At 67.1% G+C, this 20,620-nt stretch carries 18 protein-coding genes and 1 pseudogene; 4 read left to right on the top strand and 15 right to left on the bottom strand.

Translation table 11 applies throughout. The features are described from left to right. The 7 genes from ACILR9_RS26680 to ACILR9_RS26650 form a co-directional block, all read right to left on the bottom strand. A complete protein-coding gene (locus ACILR9_RS26680) occupies positions 1–1,284 on the bottom strand; it encodes a dihydrolipoamide acetyltransferase family protein (protein WP_395713012.1) in 1,284 nt (427 codons plus the stop codon). Position 1,285: 1 nt separating this feature from the next. Next, on the bottom strand, positions 1,286–2,299 hold the full coding sequence (locus tag ACILR9_RS26675) for an alpha-ketoacid dehydrogenase subunit beta (RefSeq protein WP_395713011.1): 1,014 nt from the start codon (positions 2,297–2,299) through the stop codon (positions 1,286–1,288). Positions 2,300–2,302: 3 nt separating this feature from the next. Next, positions 2,303–3,535 carry a 3-methyl-2-oxobutanoate dehydrogenase (2-methylpropanoyl-transferring) subunit alpha gene (locus ACILR9_RS26670; RefSeq protein WP_395713010.1) on the bottom strand — a complete coding sequence of 411 codons (1,233 nt, stop codon included), beginning with the start codon at positions 3,533–3,535 and terminating at the stop codon, positions 2,303–2,305. Between the two features lie 799 nt (positions 3,536–4,334). Further along, positions 4,335–5,411, bottom strand: coding sequence for an IS110 family transposase (locus tag ACILR9_RS26665; RefSeq protein ID WP_395713009.1), 1,077 nt, complete (start codon positions 5,409–5,411; stop codon positions 4,335–4,337). Between the two features lie 187 nt (positions 5,412–5,598). Beyond that, positions 5,599–6,990 carry an amidohydrolase family protein gene (locus tag ACILR9_RS26660; protein ID WP_395713008.1) on the bottom strand — a complete coding sequence of 464 codons (1,392 nt, stop codon included), beginning with the start codon at positions 6,988–6,990 and terminating at the stop codon, positions 5,599–5,601. A 4-nt stretch (positions 6,991–6,994) separates the two neighbouring features. Further along, complete coding sequence (locus ACILR9_RS26655; RefSeq protein ID WP_395713007.1) at positions 6,995–7,795, bottom strand: SDR family NAD(P)-dependent oxidoreductase; 801 nt, start codon at positions 7,793–7,795, stop codon at positions 6,995–6,997. 1 nt (position 7,796) lies between these two features. Next, complete coding sequence (locus ACILR9_RS26650) at positions 7,797–8,351, bottom strand: carboxymuconolactone decarboxylase family protein (RefSeq protein ID WP_395713006.1); 555 nt, start codon at positions 8,349–8,351, stop codon at positions 7,797–7,799. Positions 8,352–8,722: 371 nt separating this feature from the next. Between ACILR9_RS26650 and ACILR9_RS26645 the strand changes: the two genes are divergently transcribed. Next, complete coding sequence (locus ACILR9_RS26645) at positions 8,723–10,210, top strand: DUF4214 domain-containing protein (RefSeq protein WP_395713005.1); 1,488 nt, start codon at positions 8,723–8,725, stop codon at positions 10,208–10,210. On the opposite strand, the gene ACILR9_RS26640 is transcribed toward ACILR9_RS26645, so the two are convergent. The 8 genes and pseudogenes from ACILR9_RS26640 to ACILR9_RS26605 form a co-directional block, all read right to left on the bottom strand. Further along, a complete protein-coding gene (locus ACILR9_RS26640) occupies positions 10,207–10,998 on the bottom strand; it encodes an SDR family NAD(P)-dependent oxidoreductase (RefSeq protein WP_395713004.1) in 792 nt (263 codons plus the stop codon). The two genes, ACILR9_RS26645 and ACILR9_RS26640, sit on opposite strands and share 4 nt — an antisense overlap. A gap of 38 nt (positions 10,999–11,036) precedes the next feature. Then, the gene (locus ACILR9_RS26635) at positions 11,037–11,222 is read right to left on the bottom strand and encodes a hypothetical protein (protein WP_395713003.1); all 186 of its coding nucleotides are present in this window, start codon (positions 11,220–11,222) and stop codon (positions 11,037–11,039) included. Next, complete coding sequence (locus ACILR9_RS26630) at positions 11,219–12,100, bottom strand: MBL fold metallo-hydrolase (RefSeq protein WP_395713002.1); 882 nt, start codon at positions 12,098–12,100, stop codon at positions 11,219–11,221. The genes ACILR9_RS26635 and ACILR9_RS26630 overlap by 4 nt, the downstream gene beginning before the upstream one ends. Positions 12,101–12,161: 61 nt before the next feature. Beyond that, positions 12,162–13,208: pseudogene (locus ACILR9_RS26625) on the bottom strand (S-(hydroxymethyl)glutathione dehydrogenase/class III alcohol dehydrogenase); the annotation flags it as partial. Between the two features lie 290 nt (positions 13,209–13,498). Next, complete coding sequence (locus tag ACILR9_RS26620; RefSeq protein ID WP_395713001.1) at positions 13,499–13,639, bottom strand: hypothetical protein; 141 nt, start codon at positions 13,637–13,639, stop codon at positions 13,499–13,501. Positions 13,640–13,690: 51 nt separating this feature from the next. After that, positions 13,691–14,656 (bottom strand): NAD(P)H-dependent flavin oxidoreductase, encoded by a 966-nt coding sequence (locus ACILR9_RS26615; protein WP_395713000.1) that lies wholly within the window; start codon positions 14,654–14,656, stop codon positions 13,691–13,693. 219 nt (positions 14,657–14,875) lie between these two features. Further along, entirely contained in the window at positions 14,876–16,000 is a 1,125-nt protein-coding gene (locus ACILR9_RS26610; protein WP_395712999.1) for a CaiB/BaiF CoA transferase family protein, read from the bottom strand. Beyond that, positions 15,997–17,151 (bottom strand): CaiB/BaiF CoA transferase family protein, encoded by a 1,155-nt coding sequence (locus ACILR9_RS26605; RefSeq protein ID WP_395712998.1) that lies wholly within the window; start codon positions 17,149–17,151, stop codon positions 15,997–15,999. Before ACILR9_RS26605 ends, ACILR9_RS26610 begins: the two co-directional genes overlap by 4 nt. A gap of 203 nt (positions 17,152–17,354) precedes the next feature. Between ACILR9_RS26605 and ACILR9_RS26600 the strand changes: the two genes are divergently transcribed. The 3 genes from ACILR9_RS26600 to ACILR9_RS26590 all read left to right on the top strand — a co-directional run bounded on the left by ACILR9_RS26600 (position 17,355) and on the right by ACILR9_RS26590 (position 20,618). Beyond that, a complete protein-coding gene (locus ACILR9_RS26600; RefSeq protein ID WP_395712997.1) occupies positions 17,355–18,569 on the top strand; it encodes an LLM class flavin-dependent oxidoreductase in 1,215 nt (404 codons plus the stop codon). 476 nt (positions 18,570–19,045) lie between these two features. Then, entirely contained in the window at positions 19,046–20,218 is a 1,173-nt protein-coding gene (locus ACILR9_RS26595; protein WP_395712996.1) for a thiolase domain-containing protein, read from the top strand. A gap of 4 nt (positions 20,219–20,222) precedes the next feature. Then, positions 20,223–20,618: a Zn-ribbon domain-containing OB-fold protein gene (locus ACILR9_RS26590; RefSeq protein ID WP_395712995.1), complete on the top strand. Its 396-nt coding sequence runs from the start codon at positions 20,223–20,225 to the stop codon at positions 20,616–20,618. The last annotated feature ends 2 nt before the right edge of the window (positions 20,619–20,620 follow it).

Raw genomic sequence — 20,620 nt, 5'->3', positions numbered from 1 at the left:
TCACGCCTCAATGAACAGGGTGGCCGGCTCCTCGAGCAGGGCCTTGAGCCGCTGCACGAAGCGCGCCGCGTTGTAGCCGTCGATCACGCGGTGATCGAACGACGACGACAGGTTCATCATGGTGCGCGGCACGAACTGGCCACCCTGCCAGACCGGCCGCACGACCTGCTTGTTGATGCCGATGATCGCCACTTCCGGGCGATTGACCACCGGCGTGGTGACGATGCCGCCCAGAGGGCCGAGGCTGGTGATGGTGATGGTCGAGCCGGTGAGCTCGGCGCGTGTCGCCCGTCCTTCGCGTGCCGCCTCGGCCAGGCGCGCTATCTCGCGGGCGAAGTCCCACAAGCCGAGCGCCTCGCAATGCCGCACCACCGGCACCAGCAGGCCGTTATCGGTCTGGGTCGCGATGCCGATATGGACGCCGCCGTGCCGCTCGATGGTTTCGGCTTCGTCGTCGTAGAGCGCGTTCATCTCGGGAAAGTCGGCGACGCCCTTGACCACTGCCTGCATCAGGAACGGCATCAGGGTGAGGCGCGGCCGGTCCTGTTTCTTCTCGGCGTTCAAGGCGGCGCGCAGCTCCTCGAGCGCGGTGACGTCGACCTCCTCGACATAGGAGAAGTGGGCGACCCGCCGCTTGGAGTCCGCCATCTTCTGCGCGATGCGTCGGCGCAGGCCGATCACCTTGACCGTCTCGACGTGCTGGTTGGGCGTACGGCCGGCCGGTGCTGCGGTCGCCGGACCGCTCTTCAGGAAGGCGTCGAGATCGTCGTGCAGGATGCGGCCGGTCGGCCCGCTGCCGCGGACCTGGCGCAAATCCACGCCGGCGTCGCGCGCGCGCCGGCGCACGGCTGGCGAGGCGAGCGGCTTCTCGCCGGGCGGTCGCGGCGGGCCCAGCGAGCCCGAGGCCACCGGGCGCGGCGCGGGTGGCGCCGTTTCGGCGATGATCGGCTGGGTCGGCGCGGGCGTCGGCAAGGGCGTCGGCGCGACGGGCGCGGAGGCGAGCGCTTCGCGGGGAGCCGCCTTCACCTCCTGGTCGCCTTCGCCCGCGACCTGGAGGCGCACGAGCTCGGCGCCGACGGCCAGCACGCCGCCCACCTCGGCGCCCAGGGCCACCACGGTGCCGGCAACCGGCGAGGGGATCTCGACGGTCGCCTTGTCGGTCATGACGGCAGCGAGAACCTGGTCCTCCAGCACCGACTGGCCGACCTCGACATGCCATTCGACCAGCTCGGCCTCGGCGACGCCTTCGCCGACATCGGGCAGCTTGATGATGCGGATGCCCATCTCAAGCCTCCATCACGGACTTCAGCGCGCGGCCGATTCGCGCCGGGCCGGGGAAGTAGTCCCATTCCTGGGCGTGCGGATAGGGCGTGTCCCAGCCGGCGACGCGCACGACAGGGGCTTCGAGGTGATAGAAGCAGTTCTCCTGCACCAGCGCGCTGAGCTCGGCGCCGAAGCCCGAGGTCAGCGTCGCCTCGTGCACGACGACGCAGCGGCCGGTCTTCTTCACCGAGGCGGCGATCAGGTCGAGGTCGTAGGGCACCAGCGTGCGCAGGTCGATGATCTCGGCGTCGATGCCGGTTTCCTGCGCGGCGGCCTCGGCGACGAACACCATGGTGCCGTACGCCAGCACCGTCACGACGGAGCCCTCGCGCCGGATCGCCGCCTTGCCGAGCGGCACGGTGTAATGCCCGTCCGGCACCTCGCCTTGCGGATGGCGCGCCCACGGTGTCACCGGGCGGTCGTGATGGCCGTCGAACGGGCCGTTGTAGAGCCGCTTGGGCTCGAGAAAGATCACCGGGTCGTTGTCCTCGATGGCGGCGATCAGCAGGCCCTTGGCGTCGTACGGGTTGGACGGCACGACGGTCTTGAGGCCGGCGACATGGGTGAACAGCGCCTCCGGGCTCTGGCTGTGGGTCTGGCCGCCGAAGATGCCGCCGCCGGTCGGCATGCGTACCACCATGGGCGCGGTGAAGCCGCCGTTCGAGCGGTAGCGCAGGCGCGCCGCCTCCGAGACGATCTGGTCGTAGGCCGGATACATGTAATCGGCGAACTGGATCTCGACGCAGGGGCGCAGGCCGTAGGCCGCCATGCCGACGGCGGCGCCCACGATGCCCGATTCGCTGATCGGCGCATCGAAGCAGCGGCTCGAGCCGTACTTCTGCTGCAAGCCTTGGGTGCAGCGAAACACGCCGCCGAAATAGCCGACATCCTCGCCGAACACGACGACGTTGTCGTCACGCGACATGCAGACGTCCATGGCGTCGCGGATCGCCTCGACCATGGTCTTGCGCGGCATCGCCTACACTCCCCCCTGCTGGCGCTGGCGGCGCAGGTGAGGCGGCATCTCTTCGAACACGCCTTCGAACATGTCGCGTGCCGAGGGGTGCGGGCCGGTGTGCAGGGTGCCGTGGGCCTCGGCCTCCTTCTGGATCGCGATGACCTCGGACAGTATCTCGGCCTCGGCCTGCTTGTGCCGGTCCTCCGACCAGGCGCTGCGCTGGATGAGATGGTTTTTCAGCCGCAGCACCGGATCGCCGAGCGGCCAGGCGTCGGACTCGGTCTTGGGCCGATAGGCCGAAGGGTCGTCCGAGGTCGAATGGGCGCCGACGCGGTAGGTGACGTACTCGACCAGGGTCGGCCCGAGATTGCGGCGAGCGCGCTCGACCGCCCACCTGGCGACGGCATGGACCGCGGGATAGTCGTTGCCGTCGACGCGCAGGGCGGGGATGCCGAAGCCCAGCCCGCGCGCGGCGAAGGTGCCCGAGCCGCCGCGCGCGATGCCTTGGAAGGTCGAGATCGCCCACTGGTTGTTGACGATGTTCAGCACCACCGGCGCCTTGTAGGTCGAGGCGAAGACCAGCGCGGCATGGAAGTCGGACTCGGCCGTCGAGCCGTCGCCGATCCAGCCGGCGGCGATCCTGGTGTCGCGCTTCATCGCCGAGGCCATCGCCCAGCCGACCGCCTGGATGTACTGGGTGGCGAGGTTGCCCGAGATCGAGAAGAAGCCGTGCTCCTTCGACGAATACATCACCGGCAGCTGCCGGCCCTTCAGCGGATCGAGCTCGTTGGAATAGATCTGGTTCATCATGTCGCGCATCGGATAGCCGCCGGCGATCAGCAGCCCGGCCTGGCGATAGGTCGGGAAGTTCATGTCGCCCGGCTCGAGCGCCTTGCGGAAGGCGCAGCTCACCGCCTCCTCACCGAGATGCTGCATATAGAACGAGGTCTTGCCCTGTCGCTGCGCCATCTGCATGCGCGCATCGAAGGCGCGCAAGGTCATCATGTGGCGCAGGCCCTCGAGCAGCTCGGCATCGCTCAGCAGCCCGGCCCACGGACCGACCGCCTTGCTCTCGCGATCGAGCACACGGATGATCGAGAAGGCGAGATCGCGGATGTCGGCCGGCGCGCAGTCAACCGGCGGCCGCCGCACCTCGCCGGCCCGCGAGATCGGCACGTCGCTGAAATCGGGCGTCCCGCCCGGCCGCACCGCCGGTGCCGGGACATGGAAGCTGAGCGGACCTGGTTCGGGCATCACGGGCTCCCGGGCACGGCAGGGACGTCGATCGCGCCCCCGTATCACCTCATGCCGAGACGGGAGCGTAGCGAGCGTCTCGAAGCAAGGGCAACAGGCAGTTCGATCGCAAAGCAACACGCAAGGAAAGGTCCCTCGCTAGGCTCGGGATGACAGTATTGGTGTCATCCCGAGCGCAGCGAGGGACCTTTCTTTCGCGGGCGGGTGACCCGGCAACTGAGGAGTCATGCTCTTCCGGACCGCGTATGTGGACGGCCCCTTGATTACAAGAGTTTTTTGACGCCAGCGGCGTCAAAAGAGAGTTGGGGAGTGGTCTGCGGCGAGCAGCCAGTCAAAGTTGAAGACTGCCCGCCTCGCGACGGGCGTAGCGCTTCATCCTCGGGGGCCCACAGGAGGCGCGCGCCGCGCAAGCGCCCGTTAAGTGGCTGGCGGAGCGGCGCGCGGGTCCCTGTGGGCCCCGAGGATGAAGCGCGCGTGGGCGCCCGACGAGACTGGTCATCGAGCGCATCATCGCGTCAGGTGTGGTGCCGTGGACGATGGCTGGCCGGCTAGCGGCACGAACTGCTTGGATAGAGGAACGGTCGAGGCGATTGCGGTCGTATGTCCGGTCTGTTGTCGCGATGAAGATCGCTGCCAAGATGGTTTCCGCGTCCCTGAGTTCCTAACGAGCGAGCGGCATCGAATGCCGCGCGGTCCGACGGAGTGTCCCAGGGAACTCTTATCACCTGATCAGTCCATCTCCTCGTTGTTCGAGCAAGCCTCGGCCGTCAGCGTGATGTGATGTCCACAGTCACGATTTCTATGCGGCGATTGCGATGGGCTCACCTCTGGTTAGGGTGGCGGGGCGCTTGGCCGGGACGTGGTTTGGGTCATAGCGTTGGCCGCTGACCATGAGCCTCCAGGCGATGCGGGCGGTCTTGTTGGCCAGCGCCACGGCGACCAGCTTGCGCGGCTTGCGCCGCAACAGGTCTGCCAACCACGGCGAGGGCTGGATGCGGCCCTTCATGACATGCTCGATGTAAGAGGTGGCTCCTGCGACAAGGATGGCGCGCAGGCTTTCGTCGCCGGCGCGGGTGATGCCCCCCAGCTTCTGCTTTCCGGCGGTCGAGTGGTCCTTGGGCGTCAGGCCGATCCAGGCGGCGAACATTCGGCCACTGGCGAAGGCCTTGGGGTCGGTGGTCCTGATCGCCAGCCGGCACGCCCCGATCGGCCCGATCGTCGGCACCTCGACCAGGCGCCGGCTGAGTTCGTCGGCACGATGCCATGCCTTGAGCCGACGCTCGATCGTCGCCAGCCTGGGCGCGAGCTCGGCGAACTCCTGGCCGAGAACGTCGAACATCTCCTTGGCAAGGTCCGGAACACTGCGGTCCTCGGCAAGCTGGCCCAGCAGCCCCTCGATCTTGTCGAGCCCCTTGGGGACGACAAGGCCGAACTCCGCCGCGTGGCTGCGGATCGTATTGCTCAGCTGGGTGCGCCGCTTCATCACACTCTCGCGTATGCCGAGCAACATCTGGGCGGCCGACTGCTCCTCGCTCTTGACCGCCACGAAGCGCTTGCGCACCCGCGGCCGGCTCATCGCCTCGCAGATCGCCTCGGCATCCTTCGCATCATTCTTGCCGCGCGCAACATAGGCTTTCACGTATTGCGGCGGGATCAACACAACCTCATGGCCGAGCTTGCGCAGTTCACGCGCCCAATGGTAGCTCGCCCCGCACGCCTCCAGGCCAACCACCGTCGGCTCGAGCGTGGCGAAAAACGCCAGAAATTGCGCCCGCCGCACCTTGCGCCGCAACACCACCCGCTCGGCCTCGTCGACACCGTGCACCTGGAAAACGCTCTTCGATGTATCGACCCCTATCCGTGCTATCTTTGCCATGGACGGCTCCCCTGGTGTGAGATTTCAACGACCTCACCTTGGCACATCGATGCCGTCGGGGGGCCGTCCACACCAACGAGCGGGACCCTCTACTTCGCTGAGGGCAGGCGCTCGCGGTTCAGGACTCATGACCCCTCCGCCCCGTATGACGGGGCACCTCCCCAGCTTCGCTAGGGAGGGGAATGAATCACGGCAGCGCGTCGGGCGAGAAGCCCGCCGGCACCTTCAAGCCCATCCGCGCGCGGAACTGTTGCGACCAGGTCCTGTTCGCCACCTTCTGGGCCTCGGCCAGGATCGCGGGCTCGTCCATCGTCAGAACCACCCCGTCGCGCATCAGCCACTTGCCGTCGACCATCACCGCCTCGACGTCGCGCGCCTGGCCCTGATGGACGAAGGTGGAGACGACGCGCAGCACCGGCACCATGTGCGGGCGCACCAGGTCGACCATGATCAGGTCGGCCTTGTTGCCCGGCGCCAGCCAGCCGCCGTCGGGGATGCCGAGCGCGCGATAGCCGTTGCGGGTCGCCCAGCGGAGCGCGTGCTCGGGCGTCGGGTTGCGGCCGTCCGCGCGCCGGATGCGCTCCATGAACAGGCCGGTGCGCAGCACCTCGACCATGTCCTCGGCCATGTTGTCGCTGCCCATGGCGATGGTGCAGCCGTAGGACTCGAGATCGGCGATGCGCGGGCTCAAGCCGCGCCGGGCGGCGATGGCGGCATTGAAGGAGACCGTGACGCCGGCCTTGCCCAGGATCGTCTCCTCGCCCGGTTCCATGCAGCGGCAATGGGCGCATATGAGCCGGTCGTTGAGGAAGCCGAGATCGGCCAGGTACTCGGTCGGCAGGCGGTTGCGATGCGCCTTGACGGCCGCGACCTCGCCCCAGATCTGGTTGAGATGGATGGTGGCCCAGGTGCCGAGCTTCTGCTGCAGCGCGCGCAGGTCCTCGAGCAGCTCGGGCGAGCACATGTCGGGCGCCCACGCCGAGACGGCGATGCGCAGCCGTCCGTCCGCCTTGCCGTTCCACTTGTTGAAGGTGTCCTCGATGATCCGGAGATGGCGCTGGCCCAGCGCGCGGTCGAGCTGGTAGGGCGCCGGATCGCCGATCTCGGTGCCGATTCGATCGAAGGCCCGCTCGCCCAGCAGGAAGCGCATGCCGGTGTCGGCCAGCGCGCCGGCATAGTCGTCGACGTTGTTGGAATCCTCGAGCGCCAGGGTGGTGCCGCTGCGCAGCGCTTCGAGCGCGCCCAGGAGCGCCATGGTGCGCCGCTCATCCGGCGTCATGGCCGGCAGCGGGATTGGCGACAGGCCGCCCGAGAAGGGCGGCTTGTGCGGCGGCGAGAGGTCCTCGAACACGCCACGCGCCAGGGTCATGGTGAAGTGCGTGTGGACGTTGGCGAAGCCCGGCATGACCATCTTGCCGGTGCCGTCGACGCGCTCGGCGGCCGGGTAGCGGGCCAGCAGCTCCGCGCTCGGCCCGATGGCGGCGATGCGATCGCCCTCGATGGCGATCGCGCTGCCGTAGTGCACGCTGTCGCGATCGTCGACGGTGACGATCGCCGCGTCATGGATGACCGTGGTCACGGTCTCAGCCGGTCTGGACGCTGGCGCCGCCATCGACCGGCAGGGTGACGCCGGTGATGAAGTTCGCCTCGTCGGACGCCAGGAACAGGGCGGCGTTGGCGACGTCCCAGCCGGTGCCCATCTTGCCGCGCAGCGGCACCTTGGCGTCGCGCTCGGCCTCGACCTGGGCGCGTGTCTTCTTGAACTCGCGGGCCCGCGTGTCGACCGCCATCGGCGTGTTCATCAGGCCGGGCAGGATGACGTTGGCGCGGATGCCGTACTTGGCGTTCTGGTAGGCGAGCTGCTCGGTGAAGGCGATCATCGCCGTCTTGCTCGCCTTGTAGGCGACGTAGGGATAGGTCGTGATGGCGGCCATCGAGGAGATGTTGACGATGGCGCCGCTCTTCTGCTCGCGCATGATCGGGATCACGTGCTTGCAGGCGAGGATCACGCTCTTGAGGTTGATCGCCATGCAGCGGTCGTAGGCCTCCTCGGTGATCTCCAGCAGCTCGGCATCACCGCCCGAGATCGAGACGCCGACATTGTTGTGCAGGATGTCGATGCGGCCCCAGCGGGCATGCGCGTCGGCGACCATCGCCTTGAGGTCGGCGTCCTTGGTGGCGTCGGCGCGGAACGCGACGGCGGTGCCCTGGTTCTGGCCGATCAGCGCCACCGTCTCCTCGGCGCTTTTGAGGTTGTGATCGACGCACAGCACCTTGGCGCCCTCGCGGGCGAAGGTCAGTGCGGTGGCGCGGCCGTTGCCGACGCCCTCGCCGGGGCTTTGGCCGGCGCCAACGACGATGGCGACGCGATCTTTCAGGCGCATGTCAGCTCACTCCCGGAATCGGATACTGTTGGAGCACTTCCTTGTAGTAGGGCTCGTTGTCGATCTTCATGGTCGCCAGCACGCGCACCACGGCGCAGTAGAAGGCGATGGTCAGCACCAGGTCGGTCATGTGCTCGTTGCTGAGGTGCTGCTTGATCTCGGCGAAGGTCGCGTCGGACATGCCGATGTCGCGCACCATCTCGCGGGCGCCCTTGAGGATCGCCTTGGCGAGCGGCTCGAGCGCGCTGGGCTTGCCCTCGGTCTCGGCCATCAGGCCTTCGATGTCGGCATCGGTGACGCCGAACTCCCTGCCGATCTTGACGTGATGGGTGAACTCGTACTCGGAGCGCTCCATCCAGCCGACCTGCAGGATGGCGAGCTCGCGCAGGCGCGGATCGAGCTTGCTCTTGAAGCGGATGAAATTGCCGATGCCGTTGAAGGCCTTCGCCATGTCGGGCGAGTTGACCAGCAGCTTGTGCAGGTTGGTGTTGCGCTTGAGCATGTCGCGATACTCGGGCGCGACCTGGTCGGGCTCGAGATACGGTAGACGGGCCATTCTTCCTCCGGGCTTCGTTCAAGGGCTGCTTCGCGCCGACCGGCGCGGGTTGTATTCGACCGGCATCGTAGCATTTGTTGCGTCCGAGCCATCGGGTGCTCGCGGTTCAGTCTCCGCAGAACGATATTCTTGTTTTCCTTCAAGCAATTGACGGCTCGAAAGAATGGCGATCGTCATGACATAAAGCAACTTGTATACTCGCGCGAAAAGTGTAGTGTGGCGATGCGCCCGTGCGACATCCTGATACGAGCGGGCGCCACATCGATGACACGTTCCAGCGCGATGTCGCGCGCCCCCCGACGAGGGTTCCAGGGAGTCCTGAAGACCGCCCGGACCGGAGCGTCCGGAGGATGATGAGGAGTGGTCGAGCTATGGCTTTTCCGATCGCGACGCCGGCCGAGCTGATCGGTCAGCTCTACGTCGGGTACTTCGGTCGCGCGGCCGATCCGGCCGGATTGGATTACTGGGTGGATCGCTTCAACGACGGCATGTCCCTGCTGGCGATCGCCAATTCGTTTGCCGTGCAGCCCGAAGCGACGTCTTTGTACAGCTACCTGGCGGCGCCATCGCTCGGCGATCCGCAAGCCTTCATTGCGGCGATCTACCGCGACCTCTTCAACCGGACTCCGGATGCGGGAGGCCTGGCCTATTGGGTGGATCAACTTACGGCGCAGGGCACGCCACCCGGGCAGATGGTGCTGGACGTCATCTCGGGTGCGCAGGGGGCGGACATCACGACCATCCAGAACAAGACGCACATTGCGGTCGCCTACGCGCAGAGCTTCGTCGACGACAACGTGGCCTGGAATCAGATCGACAACATTGGAGATGCCCGCGCCGCGGTGGCGTACGTGACGCACGATCCTGCGACAGTGGTGACGGTTGAGATCGCGATCAGCGCGATATCCTCCGGCTACCAAGTGTGGTTCGAATCGGGGTTGATAAACGCGCCGATCAATGGCGATGTCATAATTGTTCGACCGGTTGTAATCAATGCCTTGAACGTGACGGCCGACGACGCCACGACCAGGATTGTCGGTAGCTACGACGATGTGACGGTCGTCGGCAAGTCTGGCGGCGTTGGCGTCGGCGAGACGGTGTGGCTCGTGCACGATCCGGCGGTCACCACGGGCGTGATCGGCGTCGACCTTCGCGCGGTAGAGGGTCCGACAGCGGTGTACAACGCCGGGGGCACGCACTCGCTGTCGATCACCGGCGGCGTCGGCACGACCAACACGCTGGTCGGCGGATTGGCGGCGGACACGATCGTGGCCAAGGGCACCGGTCCGGGATTCGGCTCGAACTTCATCTGGGGAGGTCTCGGCGGAGACACCGAGACCGGCGCGGCCGGCGGTGCGACTGGCAATGTCGGGACCGTGTTCCTGATCAATGACCGGGCTGAATCGCTTGGCAACGCACCGCATGGTCCGGACGCGACCCTTGTGCACATCACAAACTTCCACCCCAGCATCGACACGCTGCTGATCAATCCGGCAGCGCTGGTGATGGGCGACGTACCCGTGTTCCTCGGCGACGCAGCGGAGTATTACAATGCGCTGGCGCTGCTGGCGGGCGGGGGCGCAGCGCGGACTCAGGCGGTCTACCAGCTCGATGACCGGGCGTTGTGGATCGACGCCGACAATAACGGCCTGCTGAACACGCACGACATCAAGGTGCTCATCGATTTCTCGGAGTGGAGATTCCAGCCCGGCGCGATCAGCTTCGGCAACCTGCTAGGCCTGTTCGACGGCCACCAGGTGACGAACTACATTGATGCAAGGCTCGCTCCTCCTGGCTCGGATGGCACGGTCGACCTGATCGGCGTGCTGGACGATATCGACGGCAATTCAACGTCCTAGTGACTCTCCGAATCGCGCTCCGGACCCTGGAGCGTGACGCCGCCGTCGATCACCAGCACCTGGCCGGTGATGTAGCGGGCGTGGTTGGACAGCAGGAAGCGCACGCCGTGGCCGATGTCCCAGCCGGTGCCTTCGATCTTCAGCACCGAGGCCTTGGCGCGGGTGGCGCGGGCTGCCTCGCTCATGCCGTTGCCGCGGGCATAGACCATGGGCGTGTAGACCGGGCCGGGGCAGATGCAATTGACGCGGATGCGGTCCTTGCCGTGATCGACCGCCATCGCCTGGGTGAGGCCGATCACCGCCGCCTTCGACGTCGAGTAGGTGGTGAGGCCGCGCGGCCGCAAGGCCGAGATCGACGAGATGTTGACGATGGCGCCGCCCTTGGCTGTCTTGATCATCGCCGGGATGGCATGCTTGCTCAGCAGGAACATCGTCTCGACGTTGACCTGCATGACGCGGCGATACTCCTCGGGCTTCTCGTCGACGACGCTGCCGCGGCTGCCGATGCCGATATTGTTGTCGAGGAAGTCGAGCCGGCCCCAGCGATCGACCGCGGCATCGACCAGCCGCTTGCACTCCGCTTCCTTGGTCATGTCGCCGGCATGACACACGGCGGTGCCGCCCTCGGCCTTGATCATGTCAACCGTGCGCTCGGCGAGCTTCTGGTCGAGATCGGCCACCACCACCTTGGTGCCGGCGCGCGCCAGCAGGATCGCTGCCGCGCGCCCATTGCCGATGCCGTCGCCGGCCGCGCCGCCGCCGGAAACGATCGCTACCTTGCCGGACAAGCCGGCATCATCCTCCGGTCCTTTCATCGTACTCCCCTTTAAGGCCAGCCCGCCCCTGGCACATCTACCCGAATGGTCTCGACGCGACCGTCGCGCTTGTCGGCCACCGCAGGCCCGCTGCCGCTGTTGGCCACGACGCAAAAATCGGAATGCCAGAGCCTGCCGTCGTGCCAGCGCGGTCCCTCGCCGAAGCCCTGGCCCTCGAGGAACGGCTCGAGCTTCATTGCTTGTCCCATTCGATTCGGAACGAATTGCCCTCTGGCTTGATGTAGCCCGCGTTCTCGCCGGGGAAGTGCGCCGGGCAGAGCAGGACGTTGCTCTCGACGCAATCCTCCAGGAGCTTGCGGCGCGAGCGCGCCGACATCTCCTGGTCGGAGCAGAACTGGCTCGACCAGTCGGGATGATAGACCTGGATCGGATGATGCATGATGTCGCCCGAGAAGCAGGCGCGCTTGCCGCCGTTCTCGAGGTTGATGGCGATCGAGCCCGGCGTGTGGCCGGGATAGTCGCGGATGGTCAGCATCGGGTCGGGCTGGTGGTCGCTGTCGATCATCACCGCCTTGCCGGCCTCGACGACCGGCAGCACCGAATCGTCGAACGAGCCGTCGTTCACCTTGCCCTCACCCTGCCGGGCGCGCTCGCTTTCCCAATGCGCGTACTCGCGTTTGGCGAACAGGTAGCGCGCGTTCGGGAAGGTCGGCACCCAGCGGCCGTTCTCGAGCCTGGTGTTCCAGCCGACGTGATCGACATGCAGATGCGTGCACATCACGAAGTCGACCGACTCGGGCGGGCAGCCGCAGGCGCGCAGCCGGTCGAGGAACGGCAGCGAGAGGTTGTTCCAGGCGGCGTTGTGGCGCTGCTTGTCGTTGCCGAGGCAGGTATCGATCAGGATCGTGTGCCGGCCGGTCTTGACCACCCAGGTATGGACCGAGCCGACCAGCCGGTCGGAGCCCGGCTCGACATGCACCGGCACCATCCAGTGCTTCTGCGCATCGAAGGCCTGCTGGTCGAAGCGCGGGAACATGCGGTTGGGCCGGAAGCCCGCGGCGCACAGCTCCTCGACCTTCTCGATGGTGGCGTTTCCGATGCGGCGCACGGTCATGGGGGGGCGGCTCCTGGTGAAGGCTGTTGGGGCTCCTAGAAGGTCACGACACTGCGGATCGATCGACCGGCATGGTGTGGGTGATCAGCGAATCGATGTCGATCTTGCCGTCCATGTACCAGTCGACGATCTTCGGCACGTCGCGCCGTCCCTTGGCGCCGCCGAACGCGGTGCCCATCCACTGCCGGCCGGTGACGAGCTGGAAGGGACGGGTGGAAATCTCCTGGCCGGCGCCGGCGACGCCGATGATCACCGACTTGCCCCAGCCACGATGGCAGCATTCCAGCGCCTGGCGCATCAGCTTGGTGTTGCCGACGCATTCGAAGCTGTAGTCGGCGCCGCCGTCGGTCAGCTCGACCAGGTGCGCCACGAGGTCCTTGCCGCCCAGCGTCTCGGGATTGACGAAGTGGGTCATGCCGAACTTGCGGCCGAGCGCTTCGCGCGCCGGGTTGAGATCGACGCCGACGATCATGTTGGCGCCGACCATGCGCGCGCCCTGCACGACGTTGAGGCCGATGCCGCCCAGGCCGAACACCACGACGTTGGCGCCGGGCTCGACCTTGGCGGTGTTGATCACCGCGCCGATACCGGTGGTGACGCCGCAGCCGATGTAGCAGACCTTGTCGAACGGCGCGTCGGGCCGGATCTTGGCCAGCGCGATCTCGGGCAGCACCGTGTGGTTCGAGAAGGTCGAGCAGCCCATGTAGTGATGGATCTTGCGGCCGCCGATCGAGAAGCGCGACGTGCCGTCGGGCATGACGCCCTGGCCCTGGGTCGAGCGGATCGACGTGCAGAGGTTGGTCTTGCCGCTGAGGCAGCTTTTGCAGGCGCGGCATTCCGGGGTGTAGAGCGGGATCACGTGGTCGCCCTTCTTGAGCGACACGATGCCCGGCCCGACGTCGACCACGATACCGGCGCCCTCATGGCCGAAGATCACCGGAAAGAGGCCTTCGGGATCGCCGCCCGAGCGCGTGAACTCGTCGGTATGGCACACGCCCGATGCCTTGATCTCGACCAGCACCTCGCCGAACTTCGGCCCTTCGAGATCGACCGTCTCGATCTCGAGAGTCTTGCCGGCCTCGTAACAGACCGCCGCCTTTGTCTTCACGCTTCGCTCCTCCACCCGGGCGGCGAAGCCTAGAGCAGCCCCCGTGCGAGCGCCACCGGAGTCATCGCGCGAGGCGAAAACGGGCAACTGACTTGACGGAGGTGATCCATAAGTCTGGGGCCCGCTGCTGGCAACCAAATCACCTCATGCTGAGGAGCGAGCGCAGTGAGCGTCTCGAAGCATGGGCAACAAACACCGTCCCCGGGGCCCGTCCTTCGAGACGCCGCGCTGGGCGCGGCTCCTCAGGATGAGGATATTGTCGAAGGTCGCCTCTTCTTCAGGCGGCGCGTTCACTTCGTGAGTTTGGCGATCGTCGCAGCCACTTCGGCATCGCTCGCGAACTCGCCGCGCTTGGCTTCGCGCAACCCTGCTTCGATGTCGGCCAATTGCCACGCTTCGAGTGAGTCGGCATCGCCGGTCACTTTGTCCATGCGGTCAGGCCTCTTCGTGAATCGCGTCATGTCGTTCTCCCGTCCCGCACCTCACGCCGTCAACCGCACCAAGTCTTTCTTGGCCGCTCGGTACTGCGCCACCAATCGCCGGCACAGCTCGGCCGCAGCCGGGATGTCGTCGATGTTCCCGACGCCGTGGCCGGCCGTGAAGATGTCCTTCCAGCGCTTCTTGCTTTCTCCGGCAGCGACGATCTTGCCGGGCAACGTGGTGCGCAGCACGTCGAGGTCGATGCCGGCGGCGAGCAGGCTGGGGGTCAGCCAGTTGGCCGGCGCGCCGTCGATCGAGGCGGTGAGGAAGACATCGGTGGCGCGTGTCTTCAGGATCATGTCCTTGTGGGCCGCCGCCGCCATCGCCTCGCGGGTGGCGATGAAGCGCGTGCCGATATAGGCGAGGTCGGCGCCCATCGCCTCCGCGGCGAGAACGTCACGCCCGGTGGTCTGCCCGCCCGCCAGGACCACGGCGAAATCCTCGCCGAGCTGGCGCACCTCGTTCATCAAGGCGAACGGGTTGATGGTGCCGGTATGGCCGCCGGCGCCGCCTGCCACCGCGATCACGCCGTCGACGCCGGCCTCAAGCGCCTTCTCGGCGTGGCGGCGATTGGCGATGTCGTGCAGGGCCACGGCGCCCCAGCCATGGATGCGCTTGATGGCGTCGCCGGGCGCCCCCTTGGAGGTCAGCACCACCGGCACCTTGTACTTCTCGACCAGCTCGAGGTCGCCGGGATAGCGCGGATTCGAAGCATGCACGACCAGGTTCACAGCCCATGGCGCCGGTTTGCTGCCGGCATCCTCGAGCCTCTTCATGCCGTCCTGCATCTCGTCGAGCCAGGCCTGGAACTCCTCGCGGCTGCGCGTGCCGTGCGCCGGGAAGCTGCCCATGATGCCTTCGCTGCAGCACGCGAGCGTCAGCGCCGGATTGGACACCAGGAACATCGGCGCGGCGATGGCGGGGATCGCCATGCGCTCCATGAGCTTGTGCACTTCAGGGCGGGGCATGCGGGGTGATCCTGTCGCTATTGATGGTCGTGTCATTGTCCTTCCCAGCTTTGCTGGGGAGGTGTCCGCGTCTTCAGGCTTTTGGCCGCTGCGCGGCCAAAATGGCGACGCGGACGGAGGGGTCATGAGCAACAATCAATGAGGCTCATGACCCCTCCGTCGCCGTATGACGGCGACACCTCCCCAGCAAAGCTGGGGAGGAGAATGACATGGGCATTCTCAAACCTCTCCGATCGTGGGCGTCGTCGACGTCACGCCGGAGTCTTTCAATCGTGTCAGCTCGGCATCGCCATAACCCAGGAGCTCGCGCAGCACCTCGTCGGTGTGCTGGCCGAGCTCGGGGGCGGCGCGCTCGATGGTGATGCCGCGTCCGTCGAGCCGATAGGGCAGGCCTTTGACCAGCCAGCCATTGTCGTCGCGCACCAGGGTCGTGCCGGCGAGCGCGTCGTCGGCCAGGAGATCGTTGCCGTCGTTGCAGGGCGCCGCGCCAATGCCCCTGGCGAGCAGGTCGGCGACGGCGGCGCGGCGGTCACGGCCGGCGCAGAAGGCGGCGAGCGACGGGTCGGCGCTCTCGAGCGTCGCGGCGACCCAGCGCCCGTCGACGCAGCGATAGGCATCCTGCTGGACGACGCCCGCCTCGCCGTTGTCGCGCGGGGCGAGCCGGTATGCCGGATCGGCCGCAGCGGCGAGAATCTCCTCGCCCAGGGTGAACGAGGCGACCTCGCGCTGCGAGAAATCGAGGAAGCAGCCCTTGCCGCTGCGGCGCGCCTCTATGACGGCGGTGATGACGATGCCGGTAGCGAACAGCGACACGATCTGGTCGGGATAGTTGACGTCCATGCCGGAGATGCGCGGCTCCTCGCCGGCGTAGCCGGTGATCGAGGCGATGCCCGACGTGGCGTCGAGCGTCGAGCCGAACGACACGTTCATGCGCTCCGGCCCGGTGTCGCCCTGGCTCGAGATCGCCGCGAACACGAGGCGCGGATTGCACTCCTTCAGCGCGGCGTAGCCGAGACCGGCGCGATCGAGCACGCCGCGGCGAAAATTCTCGACCACCACGTCGCACTGCCGGGCGAGCTCGCGGATCACGCGCTGGCCTTCGGGATCCTTCAGGTTGATCGCCAGCCCGCGCTTGTTGCGGTTGGTGAACTTGAACGGCGGCGAGCGGTTCCACCAGCCGTCATCGTTGTCCATCTTGCCGACGACGCGGAAGGGATCGATGTAGGCGCCCGATTCTATCTTGATCACGTCGGCGCCGAGATCGGCCAGCATGGCCGAAGTGTTGGCGCCGGCGGTCAGCAGGCCGAAATCGAGGACGCGCACGCCGCTCAGGGGGCCCTTCATGCCGCGCGCTCCGCCTGCTCGAGCGTGGGCGCCGGCCGCGGCGCGAAGGAGCGGCCGTTCCACTGCACCGGCAGCTGCGGCATCAACAGCCGGCCGGCCGTTGGATGGGTCATCTCGGCGAGGAAGGAGCGCGCCAGGTACTGCTCGTTGGCCAGGAGCTCGGCCGGCGTGAAGATCGGCCCGAACGGCACGCCCTTGGCCTGCGCCGTCCGGCCGATCTCGTCGCGGGTCTTGTCGGCGAACCACGGCGTCAGGATGTCGTAGAGGTGGGCGATGTGCTGGCGCCGGCCGGCGCGTGTCGCGAACTTCGGATCCTCGAGGCGCGGGTCGGCGATCAGGCGGCGCAGCGCCGGCCACTGGGTCACGGTGTAGACGACGGCGACGTGGCCGTCACGGCACGGCATGGTCTGGAACTCGGAGTTGCGGCCCTCGCGGCCGGGCGACGTGCCTGACGCGGCCGCGCCCGATGCCGCCTTCCAGTTCACCCATTGCAGGACCTCGGCCAGCGAGACGCGCACGGCGGGAGCGCGTTGGCCGGTATCGCGTGCAGCGAGCGCGGCGGCGAGCCCGGTGAAAGCCGTGAGACCCGCCGCGTAGGAGGCCTGGTGGCCGCCCAGCTTCAGCGGCTTGCGCGCCGGCTCGCCGATCATGTGCATCAGGCCGCCCAGCGCCTGGACGGTGAGCTCGCTCACTGGCCGCATCGCGGCATTCATCTCGACTGGGAACGCGGCAATCTCGATCGGCGTCGCGCGGCCCCCGCGCGCCAGCGACGCGACCGAGGTTGGCTCCTCGAACAGAACGGCGTCGGCACGGTCGAGCAGGGCCCGCAGGCGGGCGCGCCCGGCGCCGCTGTCGAGGTCGAGCACCAGCGACCGCTTCGAGGTGTTGAGGAAATGGAAGAGCGCACTTTCGCCGGTCGGAAGAAGCGGCGGCAGGCGGCGTACCGCGTCACCGCCCGGCGGCTCGATCTTGAGCACATCGGCCCCGAGGTCGGCGGCGATCTTGCCGGCAAGCGATGTCGCCAGCCGCAGGCAAGGCGCCACGTTCGGTTCGTTCACCTCGACGATGGTGAAGCGGGCGAGGGGCAACGACGGGTTTTCGTTCGGCACGGGCGCGATCATCGAAAATATTCGACGAAGCTGCAACCTCATGCATCCTCCCCAGCTTCGCTGTGGTCGGCATTTTGGCCGCAAGCGGCCAAAAGCCTGAGGTGTCCGCGTAATCGCGGACGGAGGGGTCATGAGCAACCCCTCCTGTGCCCTTGACCCCTTCGTCGCGCAAGACGCGACACCTCCCCACTTCGTGGGGAGGGCAAGAGAGTGCTACGGTCACTCCCGACGGAGGATTTGGTTACATGGCACAGACCGGCAATCACAAGGGGCTTCAATTCGGCATCTTTCTCGCCCCGTTCCACCGCGTCGGCGAGAATCCTACGCTCGGCATGGCGCGCGACATGGAGCTGCTCGAATGGCTCGACGAGCTGGGTTACGACGAAGCCTGGATCGGCGAGCACCATTCCGCAGGGTGGGAGACCATCGCCTCGCCGGAAGTGTTCATCGGTGCCGCCATCGAGCGCACGCGCTACATCCGCCTGGGCTCGGGCGTGACCAGCCTGCCGTACCATCATCCGCTGATGGTTGCGAACCGCTTCGTGCAGCTCGACCACATGTCGCGCGGCCGCACCATGCTGGGTTGCGGCCCGGGCGCACTGCCGTCGGACGCCTACATGATGGGCATCGATCCCTCCACCCAACGTGATCGCATGGAGCAGTCGCTGGCCGCCATCATGGCGCTGCTGAAGTGCGAGGAGCCGGTCACCATGAAGACCGACTGGTTCGAGCTCAAGGAAGCGCGGCTGCATCTTGCGCCGTACTCCTATCCGCATTTTCCGATTGCCTGCGCCAGCACCATCACGCCGTCGGGCATGATCGCCGCCGGCAAGCATGGTCTCGGCGTGCTGTCGATCGGGGCCGGCCTGCCGGGCGGGCCCGAGGCAATGGCCAAGCAATGGGCGATCTACGAGGAGACTGCGGCCAAGCATGGCCACACGGCCGACCGCTCGAAGTGGCGCATCGTCGTGAACGCCCACCTGGCCGACGACGACGAGCAGGCGCTGCGCGAGGTCCATGCCGGCGAGCGCTGCGAGACGGTGACCTATTTCGAGGACACGCTCGGCCGCCCGCCCGGCCGCTCCGACGATCCGCTGCGCGACGGCGTGAAGCAGGGCACGACCCTGGTCGGCACGCCCGACACGGTGGCCAAGGGTATCGAGCGCCTGCTCGGGTACTCCAAGGGCGGCTTTGGCGGCATCTTGTTCCGTGCCCACGAATGGGCCAGCCGCGAGCAGACGCTGCGATCGTACGAGCTCTTTGCGCGCTATGTCATGCCGCGCTTCCAGGGCTCGCTCGACACCATCATCGGCTCGAACAGCTGGTCGCGCGAGAACCGCAAGGCGGTGTTCGGCCCGACCGTCGCCGCGGTGAAGAAGGCCTTCACCGACGTCGGCCGCGAGGTCCCTGAGGAGTTCCGCGCCCGCACCGTCGGCGCGCGCGATGTCGCCGACGGCTAGAATCATGCTTTTCCGGACCGCGAGCGCCTGCCCTGAGCCTTGTCGAAGGGCAGGCGCTCGCGGTCCGGAAAAGCATGAGCCGGGGTCGACCAGGCGATCGCTGGCTTTCTATTCGGTCGATGGCGAGCCCAGGCGTTTCTTCGATCGCGCCGCAGTCGACCGTCTGTTTGCGCCGGGTTGGCGGCTGCTCAGCGCCGAGGAGCTGACGATCGATCGCTACGACCTGCCGAAAGCGGTGTGGGAAGTGGTCGCGGAAAGAAGGTGATCATCATGGCTGGGCGCGCGCCGCTCCAGTGGCGCGTCATGTGTTGGTTCACAGGAAGATCGCGCCACTGGAGTGGCGCGCCCCCAGCGAAGAGATGGACCGCAAGTTCTGCGGCGCGCATCAAGGTTCTTCAGGGCGAAAGGTATCGCTTTCCCGTGCCTGGGGAATCGCCCACGATGCAGTGCAACATTGAAGGGGAGTTGGCCCGCCGATGAGCATCAAGGGCAAAGCCTACATAGCCGGCATCTACGAGCATCCGACACGACTCGCCAAGGATATCTCCCTGGCGCAGATCCACGCCCAGTGCGCCAAGGGCGCGCTGGAGGATGCCGGCCTCACCAAGGACGATGTCGACGGCTATTTCTGTGCCGGCGATGCGCCGGGACTCGGGCCGATGTCGATGGTCGAATACATGGGGCTGAAACCGCGCCATGTCGATTCCACCGACACCGGCGGGTCGTCCTACGTCCTCCATGTCGGCCACGCCGCCGAGGCGATCGCGATGGGCAAGTGCAAGGTGGCGCTGATCACGCTCGCCGGCCGGCCGCGCGCCGAGGGCATGGCGACCGGCACCGTGCCGCGCAGCCGCGGCGGCACGCCGACGCCCGACGAGCCGTTCGAGTTCCCCTATGGGCCGACCGTGGTGAACATGTATGCCATGTGCGCCGCGCGCCACATGTACGAGTTCGGCACGACCTCCGAGCAGCTCGCCTGGATCAAGGTCGCCGCCTCGCACCACGCCCAGCACAATCCGCATGCCCTGCTGCGCGACGTCGTGACGGTCGAGGAGGTGGTGAAGTCGCCGATGATCTCCGATCCGCTGCACCGGCTCGATTGCTGCGTCATCACCGACGGCGGCGGCGCCATCGTCGTGGTGGCGCCCGAGATCGCCAAGTCGCTGAAGCGGCCCAAGGTCAAGCTGATCGGCGCCGCCGAAGCCATGAAGACGCAGATGGGCGGCAAGGTCGACCTGACCTACTCGGGCGCGCGCTCGACCGGCCCCGCGTCGTTCGCCGAGGCGGGCGTCAAGCCCTCCGACATCAAGTACGTGTCGATCTACGACAGCTTCACCATCACCGTGCTGATGCAACTCGAGGATCTGGGCTTCGCCGAGAAGGGCAAGGGCGGCAGGCTGGTCGCCGACGGCAACCTGATCGCGGGCCAGGGCAAGCTGCCGTTCAACACCGACGGCGGCGGCCTGTGCAGCAACCATCCTGGCAATCGCGGTGGCCTCACCAAGGTGCTCGAGGCGGTGCGGCAGCTGCGCGGCGAGGCGCATCCGGCCGTGCAGGTGAAGAGCTGCGACCTCGCCCTGGCGCACGGCACCGGCGGCTCGCTCGGCCTGCGCCACGGCAGCTCCACCGTCATTCTGGAAAGGGAATAGGACCATGGCCGAGAGCAAGGAACGCAAGCTGCCGGCGCCGACCGTCAGCGCCGAGACCGAGGCCTACTGGAATGCCGCCGCCCAGGGCAAGCTGCTGGTGCGCAAGTGCACCGCCTGCGGTGAGCTGCACCACTATCCGCGGACGATCTGCCCGTTCTGCTTCAGCGACAAGACCGACTGGATCGAGGCGTCGGGCAAAGGCAAGATCTACTCTTTCAGCGTCATGCGCCGCGCGCCGGTGCCCTATGCCGTGGCCTACGTGACCTTGGCCGAAGGCCCGCGTATGGTGACCAACATCGTCGATTGCGACCTCGACAAGCTCGCGTGCGAGCAGCCGGTCAAGGTGGTGTTCAAGCCGACCGAGGGCGGGCCGCCGCTGCCGATGTTCACGCCGGCTTGAGC

Source organism: Reyranella sp. (assembly GCF_044224635.1).
Taxonomy (GTDB): Bacteria; Pseudomonadota; Alphaproteobacteria; order Reyranellales; family Reyranellaceae; genus Reyranella.
The sequence above is the reverse complement of the archived record's forward strand: the minus strand, read 5'-3'. Positions and strand labels throughout refer to the sequence as shown.

What these genes read in the sequence shown, in the direction of transcription:
- ACILR9_RS26680 (WP_395713012.1), bottom strand. Translation starts at nt 1,284, where the DNA reads ATGGGCATCCGCATCATCAAGCTGCCCGATGTCGGCGAAGGCGTCGCC.
- ACILR9_RS26675 (WP_395713011.1), bottom strand. Translation starts at nt 2,299, where the DNA reads ATGCCGCGCAAGACCATGGTCGAGGCGATCCGCGACGCCATGGACGTC.
- ACILR9_RS26670 (WP_395713010.1), bottom strand. Translation starts at nt 3,535, where the DNA reads ATGCCCGAACCAGGTCCGCTCAGCTTCCATGTCCCGGCACCGGCGGTG.
- ACILR9_RS26665 (WP_395713009.1), bottom strand. Translation starts at nt 5,411, where the DNA reads ATGGCAAAGATAGCACGGATAGGGGTCGATACATCGAAGAGCGTTTTC.
- ACILR9_RS26655 (WP_395713007.1), bottom strand. Translation starts at nt 7,795, where the DNA reads ATGCGCCTGAAAGATCGCGTCGCCATCGTCGTTGGCGCCGGCCAAAGC.
- ACILR9_RS26650 (WP_395713006.1), bottom strand. Translation starts at nt 8,351, where the DNA reads ATGGCCCGTCTACCGTATCTCGAGCCCGACCAGGTCGCGCCCGAGTAT.
- ACILR9_RS26645 (WP_395713005.1), top strand. Translation starts at nt 8,723, where the DNA reads ATGGCTTTTCCGATCGCGACGCCGGCCGAGCTGATCGGTCAGCTCTAC.
- ACILR9_RS26635 (WP_395713003.1), bottom strand. Translation starts at nt 11,222, where the DNA reads ATGAAGCTCGAGCCGTTCCTCGAGGGCCAGGGCTTCGGCGAGGGACCG.
- ACILR9_RS26630 (WP_395713002.1), bottom strand. Translation starts at nt 12,100, where the DNA reads ATGACCGTGCGCCGCATCGGAAACGCCACCATCGAGAAGGTCGAGGAG.
- ACILR9_RS26620 (WP_395713001.1), bottom strand. Translation starts at nt 13,639, where the DNA reads ATGGACAAAGTGACCGGCGATGCCGACTCACTCGAAGCGTGGCAATTG.
- ACILR9_RS26615 (WP_395713000.1), bottom strand. Translation starts at nt 14,656, where the DNA reads ATGCCCCGCCCTGAAGTGCACAAGCTCATGGAGCGCATGGCGATCCCC.
- ACILR9_RS26610 (WP_395712999.1), bottom strand. Translation starts at nt 16,000, where the DNA reads ATGAAGGGCCCCCTGAGCGGCGTGCGCGTCCTCGATTTCGGCCTGCTG.
- ACILR9_RS26605 (WP_395712998.1), bottom strand. Translation starts at nt 17,151, where the DNA reads ATGAGGTTGCAGCTTCGTCGAATATTTTCGATGATCGCGCCCGTGCCG.
- ACILR9_RS26600 (WP_395712997.1), top strand. Translation starts at nt 17,355, where the DNA reads ATGGCACAGACCGGCAATCACAAGGGGCTTCAATTCGGCATCTTTCTC.
- ACILR9_RS26595 (WP_395712996.1), top strand. Translation starts at nt 19,046, where the DNA reads ATGAGCATCAAGGGCAAAGCCTACATAGCCGGCATCTACGAGCATCCG.
- ACILR9_RS26590 (WP_395712995.1), top strand. Translation starts at nt 20,223, where the DNA reads ATGGCCGAGAGCAAGGAACGCAAGCTGCCGGCGCCGACCGTCAGCGCC.